A 13,275-nucleotide genomic window follows, 5' to 3' on the forward strand; every position below is an offset into this window, starting at 1 on the left:
TTATCCGATACACGCTCATAACAATAGAGAAGCAGAGAGATTTATATCCTTAAAATTGAGAGGTTGGCACCACTGTTTGTAAGGTTACGCTTATTGTTCCCAACAATTCTAACAGGACGGGCATCGCTATGAATATATTCGATCACTATCGTCAGCGTTATGAAGCTGCCAAGGACGAAGAGTTCACACTGCAGGAATTTCTTACTATCTGTAAGCAGGATCGCAGTGCATACGCCAATGCGGCAGAACGACTGTTAACGGCTATTGGTGAGCCCGTTATGGTTGATACCGCTCAGGAGCCACGCCTTTCCCGTATCTTCTCGAATCGTGTTATTGGCCGTTACCCGGCGTTTGAAGAGTTCTACGGTATGGAGGAAGCGATTGAACAGATCGTCTCCTACCTGAAACATGCGGCGCAGGGGCTGGAGGAGAAGAAGCAGATCCTCTATTTACTCGGTCCGGTGGGCGGCGGTAAATCCTCTCTCGCTGAACGTTTAAAAGCGCTGATGCAGCGCGTGCCTATTTATGTACTGAGTGCCGATGGCGAACGCAGCCCGGTTAACGATCATCCGCTGTGCCTGTTTAACCCGCAGGAAGATGCCAATATTCTGGAGAAAGAGTATGGCGTACCGCGGCGCTACCTTGGCACCATTATGTCGCCGTGGGCAGCAAAACGCCTGCATGAATTTGGTGGCGATATCACCCGCTTCAAAGTGGTAAAAGTGTGGCCATCAATTCTGGAACAGCTGGCTATCGCTAAAACTGAACCCGGTGATGAAAACAACCAGGATATCTCCGCGCTGGTAGGTAAGGTTGATATTCGCAAGCTTGAGAATCATGCGCAAAACGATCCGGATGCCTATGGTTACTCTGGTGCGCTCTGCCGCGCGAACCAGGGCATCATGGAATTCGTAGAGATGTTCAAAGCGCCGATTAAGGTGCTGCACCCGCTGCTGACTGCTACGCAGGAAGGCAACTACAACGGTACTGAAGGCATTTCCGCTCTGCCTTTTAACGGCATTATTCTGGCGCACTCCAACGAATCGGAGTGGGTCACCTTCCGCAACAATAAGAATAATGAAGCCTTCCTCGACCGTGTCTATATCGTTAAGGTGCCCTACTGCCTGCGCGTTTCAGAAGAGATCAAGATTTACGAGAAGCTGCTTAACCATAGCGATCTCACCACTGCGCCCTGCGCCCCTGGCACACTTGAAACGCTGGCCCGTTTCACTATCCTGTCGCGCATGAAAGAGCCGGAAAACTCCAGCATCTACTCGAAAATGCGGGTGTATGACGGTGAAAGCCTGAAGGATACCGATCCCAAAGCAAAATCCTGGCAGGAGTATCACGACTACGCGGGCGTCGACGAAGGGATGAATGGCCTCTCAACCCGTTTTGCCTTCAAAATTCTGTCGCGCGTGTTCAACTTTGATCACACTGAAGTGGCGGCTAACCCGGTTCACCTCTTTTACGTGCTGGAGCAGCAGATTGAGCGGGAGCAGTTTCCGCAGGATCAGGCAGAGAAATATCTGGAGCATCTGAAGGGTTATTTAATTCCGAAATATGCGGAGTTTATCGGTAAAGAGATCCAGACCGCTTATCTGGAGTCCTATTCTGAATATGGTCAGAATATCTTTGACCGCTATGTCACTTATGCCGACTTCTGGATCCAGGATCAGGAGTATCGCGATCCGGATACCGGGCAACTGTTTGACCGTGAGTCGCTTAATGCGGAACTGGAGAAGATTGAGAAACCAGCCGGTATCAGTAATCCAAAAGATTTCCGTAATGAAATCGTCAACTTTGTTCTTCGCGCCCGGGCGCAAAATAGCGGCCGTAATCCAAACTGGACCAGCTATGAGAAACTGCGCACGGTCATTGAGAAAAAAATGTTCTCCAATACTGAGGAGCTGCTGCCGGTTATCTCGTTCAATACTAAAACGTCTACCGATGAGCAGAAAAAACATGATGATTTTGTCGACCGTATGATGGAGAAAGGCTATACCCGCAAACAGGTGCGTCTGCTCTGCGAGTGGTATCTCCGCGTGCGTAAATCGTCATAATCGATCTGTAAGCCCGGCGCCTTGCGTGCCGTTAATCAGGCCGGAGAACCCTTTCCGGCCTGGCTTACACTGCAGTTGAGGGGAAACCATGGCCTATTTTATCGATCGGCGTCTCAACGGTAAAAACAAGAGTGCGGTCAACCGGCAGCGCTTTCTGCGCCGTTATAAGTCGCAAATCAAGCAGTCGATTTCCGAGGCCATCAACAAGCGTTCGGTAACCGATACAGAGAGTGGTGAGTCGGTGTCGATCCCGATTGATGACATCAATGAACCCGTATTTCATCAGGGTCGCGGCGGAAGCCGCCATCGTGTTCATCCCGGCAACGATCACTTTGTACAAAATGACCGTGTCGAGCGGCCTCAGGGCGGCGCGGGCGGCAGCGGCAGTGGTCAGGGCAACGCCAGCCAGGATGGTGAGGGGCAGGATGAGTTTGTCTTTCAGATATCGAAAGATGAGTATCTCGACTTACTGTTTGAAGACCTGGCGCTGCCGAACCTGCGCAAAAATCAGCATCGCCAGCTCAATGAGTTTAAAACGCACCGTGCCGGTTTTACCTCAAACGGCGTCCCGGCCAATATCAGCGTGGTACGCTCATTACAGAACTCGCTCGCCCGGCGTACAGCTATGACAGCAGGCAAGCGCCGTATGCTGCATGAGCTGGAAGCTGCCCTGCATGAGGTAGAAAACAGCGAGCCGGCGCAGCTGCTTGAAGAAGATCGACTGCGTCATGAGATTGCTGAACTGCGCGCGCGTATTGAACGGGTGCCGTTTATTGACACCTTCGATCTGCGCTACAAAAACTTTGAAAAACGTCCTGAACCCTCCAGTCAGGCGGTGATGTTCTGCCTGATGGACGTCTCCGGCTCTATGGATCAGGCCACCAAAGATATGGCCAAACGGTTCTATATTCTGCTTTACCTGTTCCTGAGTCGTACCTATAAAAACGTTGAAGTGGTGTATATCCGTCACCATACGCAGGCAAAAGAGGTGGATGAACAGGAGTTCTTCTACTCGCAGGAAACCGGCGGCACCATTGTTTCCAGCGCGCTGAAGCTGATGGATGAGGTGGTCAAAGAACGTTATGACCCGTCCCAGTGGAATATTTATGCGGCGCAGGCATCAGACGGAGATAACTGGGCAGATGATTCGCCGCTATGCCACGAGATCCTGGCGAAGCATATTTTGCCGGTGGTACGCTATTACAGCTATATCGAGATCACCCGGCGGGCCCACCAGACTCTGTGGCGCGAATATGAACACTTACAGGCTATGTTTGACAATTTTGCTATCCAGCATATTCGTGAACCTGAAGATATCTACCCGGTATTCCGGGAGCTTTTCCACAAGCAGGCTGCCGAGGCCTGAATCGTAAGCCGGTCACTGACCGGCTTTTTTATATCTGATTACGACCTGTTTACCCGCAAAACGACCCGCCTGTTGCAGGATTTTCCTGTTTAATGTCATCATAGCTCGCATAAACAAAAAACAGGAAATTAAGCGCTGACAAGCCGTTGATAAGGCATTATCTTTTGAACTTATTTGTACGAATTGTTCGTGCTTGTCAGTTTTGCCCCGGTTGCAGGAGAATGCTATTGAATACCAGCATGATTTACAGTCTTTTTATTATTGGTTCCGTGCTGGTCGCTGCAAGCATTTTACTGAGCTCATTTTCCTCGCGTCTTGGCATCCCCATTCTGGTGATCTTTCTCGCGCTCGGTATGCTGACCGGTGTGGATGGCATCGGCGGTATCGCCTTCGATAACTACCCGGTAGCCTATCTGGTCTCCAACCTTGCGCTGGCGGTTATTCTGCTGGACGGCGGCATGCGCACGAAAGCCAGCTCGCTGAAAGTCGCGCTCGGTCCGGCGCTGTCGCTGGCAACAGTCGGCGTCATGATCACCGCCGGCCTGACCGGTTTGATTGCAGCCTGGCTGTTTAAACTCGACCTGATGCAGGGATTTTTGATTGGCGCCATTATCGGCTCAACGGACGCAGCAGCGGTTTTTTCTCTGCTGGGTGATAAAGGCCTCAACGAACGCGTCAGCTCTACGCTGGAGATTGAATCGGGCAGCAACGACCCGATGGCGGTATTTCTGACCATCACGCTGATTGATATGATCCAGCAGGGTCAGAGCGGCCTGAGCTGGATGTTTGTAGTACATCTGGTACAGCAGTTTGGTCTGGGCATCGTCTTTGGCCTCGGCGGCGGGTGGGCGCTGCAGCAGCTGGTTAACCGTATCAGCCTGGCTCAGGGGCTTTATCCGCTGCTGGCGCTTAGCGGTGGCATTATCGTATTCGCGCTGACTACGGTGATGGAGGGCAGCGGGATCCTCGCGGTCTATCTGTGTGGCTTTTTACTGGGCAACAGCCCTATCCGCAACCGCCACGGCATTCTGCAAACGTTTGATGGCATGGCCTGGCTCAGCCAGATCGGCATGTTTATTGTGCTGGGGCTGCTGGTGACGCCATCCGATTTGTGGCACATCGCCCTGCCGGCCATGATCCTCTCACTCTGGCTGATTCTGGTGGCCCGCCCGCTTTCGGTACTGGTCGGACTGCTGCCTTTCAAAGGATTCACCGGTCGGGAACGTATTTTTATCAGCTGGGTCGGCCTGCGCGGCGCCGTGCCGATCATCCTGGCCGTGTTTCCGATGATGGCGGGACTGGAGAATGCCAGACTCTATTTTAATATCGCTTTCTTTGTGGTGCTGGTATCACTGATGCTGCAGGGAACGTCGCTGGGTTACGCAGCGAAACGCGCCAGAGTGGTTGTTCCGCCGCTCGCCTCGCCTGTCAGCCGTATCGGGCTTGATATCCATCCGGAAAATCCGTGGGAGCAGTTTGTCTACCAGCTCAATGCCGACAAATGGTGTGTGGGCGCGGCGCTGCGCGATCTCAAAATGCCGCGTGAAACGCGCATTGCGGCGCTGTTCCGCGATAACACGCTGATGCATCCCAGCGGCGCTACCCGGCTAAAAGAGGGTGATGTACTGTGCGTCATAGGCCGCGAGCGCGATTTACCGGCGCTGGGTAAAATGTTCAGTCAGACGCCGCCGGTGGCCCTTGACCAGCGCTTTTTCGGCGACTTTATCCTCGACGCTGATGCACGCCTGCGGGACGTGGCACAGATTTATGGCCTGGAGCTGGATGATGAAACCAGCGATCAACAGTCGCTGGGGCAGCTGGTGATGAGCCTGCTCGGCAGCACGCCGGTGGTAGGCGACCAGGTGGAGTGGAAGCAGCTGACCTGGACCGTCGCGGAAAAAGAGGATAATAAAATCATGAAAGTCGGCGTGCGCGTCAGCGAAGAGCGAGAATAATCTGAGGTTTTAGCGCCCCTGAAGCGGTCAGCAGCGACTATGATTTTACTTATCAGTCAGCAAACGGGAGCAAAAAATGGGAACGGTAGTCAAAATTGGTCGCTATGAAATTGTTGATGCGGAGATGGGAGGCGATAAACCTGATACCGTCTCTATCCCCTGCCAGACTAACCCGGGCCTGAGCTATCAGCTTGATGGCTGGGATCATGAGACCAGCGTGCCGGCGTGGATTGATGGCGAGCCTGTCGATTTGAAAATTGGCCACTACGATAAAGAGCAGGATCGCTGGGTACTCAATCGCCCCGCCTGATCTCACCACACCGTCATGCCTGCGTATGGCGGTGATTCCTAAAAATTGCTGAAAAAAAACGCTTTTTTTGTCCTCTTTTTCATCACCATCTCTCTGTTTTCAATAACATAGCTGATAGTCCCTCAGGTCAATAATTTCCTTTTAAGAGTAATTCCATATTAACTCCGTCAGATTCCTCTTGCATACTCGTAAACGTTGCTGCTGTTTTCGTGACTTGTATCACGTCTTATCCGGCCCTTGCCGTGCAGCGCTTGAGTGATCACTAATGGTTAGTGTGCTGATAACAAAAGTTATTTTCCTGTCAGCCATTAACCCTGAGCGCGTACTTGATTCTGGTCAGGCCATCTTTTACTTAAGAAAAGAGAGCGGGTGTTATGGCAAGTACAATTGTAATGAATGACGCAAGCCGCTCATGGAGCGGCCTGCGCAAAAATCTCATTGCTAAAGTCGCATTAAGTCTTTCCGATCTTATTGCACTTAATCTGGCGCTGTTTTTATCCGCGGCTACCGTCCAGGGGATCTGGGGAGAGCTGGACAGCTTTATTCCGCCGCAGCAGATTGAGTACCGGTTTATCGCGCAGCTTGGCCTCTCGGTACTCTGCACCGCCTGGTTCTGGGTCCGGATGCGGCACTACACCTACCGCAAACCTTTCTGGTTTGAGCTGAAAGAAGTGGTTAAAACGCTGTTTGTTTTTTCACTGCTGGATCTGGCGCTGATTGCCTTTTCAAAATGGGACTTTTCACGCATGGTCTGGGTGTTCAGCTGGAGCTGGGCGCTGCTGCTGCTGCCGCTGATGCGCGCAATGGTAAAACGGGCGATCAGCCGTGCAGGACAGTGGCAGAAAGAGACCATTATTATCGGCTCAGGCAAAAATGCCCTGGAAGCCTATGCCGCGCTGCAGAGTGAAGAGATCCTTGGTTATAACGTGCAGGCGTTTATCTCACTGGATGATGAAAACACCCCGGATAAACTCAACGGCGTGCCGGTTATCACCCGCAAGGATATTAACTGGCAGACCATGGATCGCGATAACACGCAGTTTATCGTGGCGACCGAATATGAACAGCAGGCGGTGCGCGATCACTGGCTGAAGTTTCTCTCCAGAATGAAATGCCGCTCTGTCTCAGTGATCCCGACGCTGCGTGGCGTACCGCTTTACGGTACCGATATGTCATTTATCTTCAGTCATGAAGTGATGATTCTGCGCGTCAGCAATAATCTGGCCAAGCGCTCATCGCGCTTCCTGAAGCGCACCTTTGATATTGTGGTAGCGTCGCTGCTGCTGCTGTTTCTCGCACCGATATTTGGCCTGCTCTGCTGGATGGTGAAACGCGATGGCGGTAACGCTATCTACGGTCATGAGCGCGTAGGTCAGGATGGCGCAAAGTTTAAATGCCTGAAGTTTCGCTCTATGGTTACCAATTCGCAGGACGTCCTGCAGGCGCTGCTGGCCACCAGCGAAGAGGCGCGGGCCGAATGGGATCGTGACTTTAAGCTGAAAAACGATCCGCGCGTTACCCGCATCGGCGGCTTCCTGCGTAAAACCAGCCTCGATGAGCTGCCGCAGCTCTGGAACGTGATCCGCGGAGAGATGAGCCTGGTGGGGCCGCGTCCGGTTATCGAAGCTGAACTGGAGCGCTATGCCGGTGACGTTGATTACTACCTGATGGCCAAACCGGGTATGACCGGTTTATGGCAGGTAAGCGGTCGTAATGATATCGATTATGACACCCGCGTCTATTTTGATTCCTGGTATGTAAAAAACTGGGCGCTGTGGACCGATATTGCCATTCTGTTTAAAACCGCTGGCGTGGTACTGCGCCGCGACGGTGCCTACTGACCGCTCTCTGTGCGATGCCTGCCGTCCGGCAGGCATCGCCTTTTCACTTTAGCGCTTTCTTTTTATCCGCAGACTCATTACCCTTCTCGCCTGTTTAACAGGACGTTTCTGGTTCTTCATGCAAAAATTTACGCTTATTCTGCTGAGTCTGGTGCTGCTGGCTCCGCTCGGTATTGATCTCTACCTGCCTGTTCTGCCGCAGATTGCCGATGGCCTTAACGCCCCGGTGAGCCTGATCCAGCTTACCATCCCGCTGTTCCTGCTGGTGATGGGCATAGGTCAGCTGGTGACGGGGCCGCTGGTGGACAACTTTGGCCGCAAGCCCGTGGCGCTGGCTGGCCTGCTGCTCTATATCGTGGGCAGCGCCGTTGCGGCAACCGCCACGCTCTGGCCGGTATTTTTCCTGGCCCGCATTATTCAGGGCTGCGGCGTCTGCTGCAGCGCGGTGGTGGCATTCAGCGGCGTACGCGATCGCCTGAGCGGCGATGAGGCGGCACGCGCTTACGGATTTCTGAATGGCGCGCTAAACATCGTTCCGGCTCTGGCACCGCTGCTGGGCGGCCTTCTGGCGGAAGCCTATGGCTGGCGTGCACCTTTCTGGTTCCTGTGCAGCTATGCGCTGGCGATTGGCCTGCTGGTGATCGTGGCCTTACCGGAAACCCGGCCGGCGGATACGCTGCGGGTGAAGGGATTGCCGCTGGCGCAATATGGCGCGATTCTGCGCCAGCCGCGCTTTCTCGCTTTTGCGTTTGCCAATGCAGGCGCGCTGGGCATGGTGCTGACCTACGTCTCTCTGGCTCCGCATGTGCTGATGACTGAAGGCGGCCTGACGCCGCTGCAATTCTCATTTGCCTTTGGGGCCAACGGCTTCTGGATCATGCTGGTCAGCGCCTTTGTGAATAAAACGATCCGCAAAGCGGGCCGGCCATTTTGTCTGGCGATGGGCTTTATTACGATGCTGCTGGGGGCAATACTGCTGCTGGCGGGCGCTCACCTTCTGCCTGCTGAATGGCAGCCTCACTGGGCGCTCTATATGATCCCTGTGGCGGTCTCGGTGGCAGGCCTTGCCTTTACCGTTGGCCCGGCCACCAGCTATGCGCTGGAACCCTATCAGCAGCAGGCGGGTGTAGCCGCAGCGCTGCAGGGCTTTATTCAGATGGCGGGAGGCGCTGGCGGCAGCATGCTGATTGTTGCCCTGCCGGTCGCGGAAAAATCGTCACTGGCCCTGATGATGCTGACTGGCGCAGCGCTGGCACTGATTGCCTGGCGCTGCAGCCGTAAAATACGCGGCAGCGTGACCGCGCTTAAATAACCTCAACCGGCACGCGCGGGGCAAGCGCGCACATCAGCTCGTACCCGACCGTGCCGGCCGCTGCAGCAACGTCATCAATCTTCACGTCATTACCCCACAGCTCAACGGCGGTGCCGATACCCGCCTGCGGACAGGGTTCGAGATCGATCATCATCATATCCATCGACACCGTTCCCAGGGTGCGGGTGCGTACGCCGCCAACGGATACCGGTGTGCCGGTAGGTGCATGGCGCGGATAACCATCTGCATAGCCGCAGGCCACAATACCAATCCGCTGCGCTCCGCTGGCCCGGTAGCGATAGCCGTAGCCGACGCCGTCGCCCGCTGTCAGCTGCTGCACGCCGATAATTTCACTGCTCAGCGTCATAGCTGGCTGCAGCCCGGTACCGGCGATATCCTGCCAGCGACCGCTGGGTGAGGCGCCATACAGCACGATGCCGGGGCGAACCCAGTCATAATGCGTAAGCGGGTGCCACAACGTGGCGGCGGAGTTAGCGAGCGAACGCGGACAGTTCAGGCCTTCAGCTGCCTGCTCAATGCGCTGCAGTGGCCCGGCTACCCCCTCGGGATTATCGGCATCAGCGAAATGTGCCATCAGCGTGATCTCACCTACCCCCGGCAGCGCACGCAGTTTTTGCCAGGCGTTATGCACCTGTTCAGGGCGAAAACCGAGCCGGTTCATACCGCTGTTCATTTTCAGGTAAACATCCACGGGAGCAGAGAGCTGTGCGGTCGCCAGCGCTTTGATTTGCCAGTTACTGTGCACGCTGGTGGTCAGCCGGTAGCGATCGATAAGCTTCAGATCGTCTGCGTGGAAAAAACCTTCCAGCAGCAGAATCGGTTTTTTCCATCCCTGCTCGCGCAGCAGAATAGCCTCTTCGAGATTGAGTAACGCAAAACCGTCGGTGCTCTCCAGCGCCTGCCAGACGCGGGCAATGCCGTGTCCATAGGCGTTAGCTTTGACCACTGACCATACGTGTGACTGCGGCGCGGCCTGACGCACCACAGACAGATTATGACGCAGCGCCTGTCGGTTAACCGACGCGCGCACAGGACGTGACATAGTGTTAACTCTCCGTGAGTGTTAGCGTGCGATATCCGCGCGGCGTAAAGGCGATGCGTGCGAGGCAAAACCCGGCAGATAGCGCAATACAGAGAGATCGTCTGCGGCAATCGCGGGTTTCTGACCCGATACAATATCAGCCAGTAGCTGGCCGGAACCACAGGCCATGGTCCATCCCAGCGTACCGTGTCCGGTATTGAGATAGAGATTTGTCAGCGGGGTACGTCCCACAATTGGCGTACCGTCTGGCGTCATCGGACGCAGCCCCGTCCAGAAAGAGGCCTGTTCGATAAACCCGCCTTCAGGATAGAGATCGCGCACCACCATCTCCAGCGTTTCCCGCCGTGCCGGCAACAGTTTGGTGTTAAAACCAACAATTTCAGCCATGCCGCCTACCCGGATACGGTTATCAAAGCGGGTCACAGCGACTTTATAGGTCTCATCAAGGATCGTAGAGCGTGGCGCAGCGTCAGCATCTTTTACCGGAATAGTCAGCGAATAGCCTTTCAGCGGATAAACCGGAATGGCGAGGATATCTTTCAGCAGCGCGGTCGAATAGGAGCCAAATGCCACGACGTAAGCATCCGCTTTAATCACTTCATCTCCGCACTTCACACCATAGATGCGGTTGCCTTCACGCAGTAACCGATCAACCGGCGTATTGAAGCGAAACGTGACGCCTGCCGCCATAGCCATTTCTGCCAGGCGTTGGGTAAAGAGCTGACAATCACCGGTTTCATCATTAGGCAACCGCAGGCCACCGGTCAGCTTGTGCGCGGTAGCTGCCAGCGCCGGCTCGGCACGCTGCAGCTCATGAGCCTGCAGCAGCTCATAGGGCACGCCCGCCTCTTTCAACACGGCGATATCTTTACTGGCGCTGTCGAACTGCTGCTGAGTACGAAACAGCTGCAGCGTTCCGCCCTGCCGCTCTTCATAGGCAATTCCGGTTTCCGCCCGCAGCGTTTTCAGGCAGTCGCGACTGTATTCAGCGATACGTACCATGCGGGCTTTGTTTTCCTGATAGTGGCGCATATCGCAGTTACGCAGCATCTGCCACATCCACTCAAGCTGAAACCGGCTGCCGTCTGGCCGCATCGCCAGCGGTGCGTGGCGCTGAAACATCCATTTAATCGCTTTCAGCGGCACGCCAGGCGCGGCCCACGGCGCCGCATAGCCAGGCGAGATCTGACCGGCGTTACCGGCACTGGTTTCCAGCGCGGCGTCAGGCTGTCGATCGATGACGGTAACCTCATGTCCGGCCTGCGCCAGATACCAGGCACTTGCCACTCCCACCACCCCACTACCCAGAATCACGACACGCATAGGCCCCTCGAGACAAAAGCATAATTAACTGGTATGAGCACCTGAGTCAGAATAATCAGGCTGCTCTGTTTATCTTAGAATTGACCCGGCTATTTCACATCTTTTTTAACATTCTGCACACTTAAATCCTTCCTGATAGCAAAGATCAGAGTTTTACCGCTTCTGAAGCGCTGACCGGAGCGCTTTGTCAGAAAAAAATCAGGGCTTTTTCCCTTTTTCAGCAGAATCACCCGCTGCTGCCTGACTGCGGTTTCTCCAGTTTATTATTCTGCCTTTTGATTTGCAGCCGGATTAATATCTCATAGCATGGTGTAATCGCGCTATCCGGATGATTTTCTGCCAAAAGAATTCGTTTGAGTTCCGTTATCGGATGCGAGACAGTGAACTATCCTTGATCTGTTCGCTCAGTTTTTGGGCGCTCTTTCTCAGGACGAAGCCTTCACCCGTGTGGCAGGGTCTTCCTGCCGCCTGCAAAACAGAGGTGCGCTATGACGACAATGTTTGACGAGCCAACCCGCAGCAGTAAACGACTCAGTGACGGGCCCGACTGGACATTTGAACTGCTTGATGTCTACCTGGCTGAAATCGACCGCGTGGCGAAAAGCTACGGGCTTGATACCTACCCGCATCAGATTGAAGTTATTACCTCCGAACAGATGATGGATGCCTACTCCAGCGTGGGGATGCCGATCAATTATGCGCACTGGTCGTTCGGTAAAAAGTTTATCGAAACCGAGCAGCGCTATAAGCATGGGCAGCAGGGGCTCGCCTATGAGATCGTCATCAACTCTAACCCCTGTATCGCCTATCTGATGGAAGAGAATACGATGACCATGCAGGCGCTGGTGATGGCCCACGCCTGCTACGGACACAACTCTTTCTTTAAAAATAATTATCTGTTCCGCAGCTGGACGGATGCGAGTTCAATCGTCGATTACCTGCTGTTTGCCCGTAACTATATTGCCGACTGTGAGGAGCGCTTTGGTGTCGAAGAGGTTGAGCGTCTGGTTGACTCCTGCCACGCCCTGATGAACTACGGCGTTGACCGCTATAAGCGCCCGCAGAAAATTTCACTGCAGGAGGAGAAAGCGCGGCAAAAGAGCCGCGAAGAGTATCTGCAGAGTCAGGTAAATACGCTATGGCGTACGCTGCCGCGTAAAGAGAAAGAGGCGTCGCACATAGAAGCCGCGCGCTATCCCTCTGAACCGCAGGAGAATCTGCTCTACTTTATGGAAAAAAATGCCCCTTTACTGGAGCCGTGGCAGCGCGAAGTGCTGCGCATCGTGCGTAAAGTAAGCCAGTATTTCTATCCGCAGAAACAGACGCAGGTGATGAATGAGGGCTGGGCAACCTTCTGGCACTACACGATCCTCAATCATCTCTATGACGAGGGCAAAGTATCAGAACGCTTTATGATGGAGTTTTTGCACAGTCATACCAACGTTATCTATCAGCCGCCTTATAACAGCCAGTGGTATAACGGTATTAACCCCTATGCCCTGGGGTTCGCTATGTTCCAGGATATCAAACGCATCTGTCAGGCGCCGACAGAAGAAGATCGCCACTGGTTCCCCGATATTGCCGGCTCCGACTGGCTTAAAACGCTGCATTTTGCGATGCGCGAGTTTAAAGATGAGAGCTTTATCAGCCAGTTCCTGTCGCCGAAAGTGATGCGCGATTTCCGTCTGTTCACCGTGATGGATGACGATCGCAATAACTATCTGGAAATTGCGGCGATTCATGATGAGGCTGGCTATCGCGCCATTCGCCAGCAGCTCTCTGCCCAGTATAATCTCAGCAATCTGGAACCCAATATTCAGGTCTATAACGTGGATCTGCGCGGCGACCGCTCGCTGACGCTGCGCTATGTTCCTCAGCAGCGTGCGCCGCTGGATAAAAGCCGGCGCGATGTGCTGAAACATGTTCACCGGCTCTGGGGATTTGATATTCATCTGGAGCAGCAAAACGAAGATGGCAGCATAGAACTGCTCGACCGATGTCCGCCGCGTGCGCCCGGACTCTGAGCATAAAAAACCGGACTG

General features: G+C 54.2%; 9 protein-coding genes. 7 read left to right on the top strand and 2 right to left on the bottom strand.

The window, feature by feature from the left end:
• Positions 1 to 128: 128 nt before the first annotated feature.
• From yeaG to LAC65_RS08400, 6 genes are all read left to right on the top strand, one after another.
• Positions 129 to 2,063, top strand: coding sequence for a protein kinase YeaG (yeaG, locus tag LAC65_RS08375; RefSeq protein WP_065649162.1), 1,935 nt, complete (start codon positions 129 to 131; stop codon positions 2,061 to 2,063).
• An 88-nt stretch (positions 2,064 to 2,151) separates the two neighbouring features.
• Positions 2,152 to 3,429, top strand: a complete 1,278-nt coding sequence (locus tag LAC65_RS08380) for a YeaH/YhbH family protein (RefSeq protein WP_039384703.1) — start codon at positions 2,152 to 2,154, stop codon at positions 3,427 to 3,429.
• Positions 3,430 to 3,656: 227 nt separating this feature from the next.
• Complete coding sequence (locus tag LAC65_RS08385; RefSeq protein WP_039384705.1) at positions 3,657 to 5,384, top strand: potassium/proton antiporter; 1,728 nt, start codon at positions 3,657 to 3,659, stop codon at positions 5,382 to 5,384.
• Between the two features lie 76 nt (positions 5,385 to 5,460).
• Positions 5,461 to 5,694, top strand: coding sequence for a DUF1480 family protein (locus LAC65_RS08390; protein ID WP_039384706.1), 234 nt, complete (start codon positions 5,461 to 5,463; stop codon positions 5,692 to 5,694).
• Between the two features lie 374 nt (positions 5,695 to 6,068).
• The gene (gene wbaP / locus LAC65_RS08395; RefSeq protein ID WP_039384708.1) at positions 6,069 to 7,535 is read left to right on the top strand and encodes an undecaprenyl-phosphate galactose phosphotransferase WbaP; all 1,467 of its coding nucleotides are present in this window, start codon (positions 6,069 to 6,071) and stop codon (positions 7,533 to 7,535) included.
• A gap of 118 nt (positions 7,536 to 7,653) precedes the next feature.
• The gene (locus LAC65_RS08400; RefSeq protein ID WP_039384710.1) at positions 7,654 to 8,847 is read left to right on the top strand and encodes a multidrug effflux MFS transporter; all 1,194 of its coding nucleotides are present in this window, start codon (positions 7,654 to 7,656) and stop codon (positions 8,845 to 8,847) included.
• Here LAC65_RS08400 and dadX read toward each other — a convergent pair.
• A complete protein-coding gene (gene dadX / locus LAC65_RS08405) occupies positions 8,840 to 9,910 on the bottom strand; it encodes a catabolic alanine racemase DadX (RefSeq protein ID WP_039384712.1) in 1,071 nt (356 codons plus the stop codon). The genes LAC65_RS08400 and dadX overlap by 8 nt on opposite strands.
• 21 nt (positions 9,911 to 9,931) lie before the next feature.
• Positions 9,932 to 11,233 (bottom strand): D-amino acid dehydrogenase, encoded by a 1,302-nt coding sequence (locus tag LAC65_RS08410; RefSeq protein ID WP_039384714.1) that lies wholly within the window; start codon positions 11,231 to 11,233, stop codon positions 9,932 to 9,934.
• 488 nt (positions 11,234 to 11,721) lie between these two features.
• Between LAC65_RS08410 and LAC65_RS08415 the strand changes: the two genes are divergently transcribed.
• Complete coding sequence (locus LAC65_RS08415) at positions 11,722 to 13,257, top strand: SpoVR family protein (protein WP_039384715.1); 1,536 nt, start codon at positions 11,722 to 11,724, stop codon at positions 13,255 to 13,257.
• The last annotated feature ends 18 nt before the right edge of the window (positions 13,258 to 13,275 follow it).

Source organism: Pantoea eucrina (assembly GCF_020079945.1).
Lineage (GTDB): Bacteria > Pseudomonadota > Gammaproteobacteria > Enterobacterales > Enterobacteriaceae > Pantoea > Pantoea eucrina.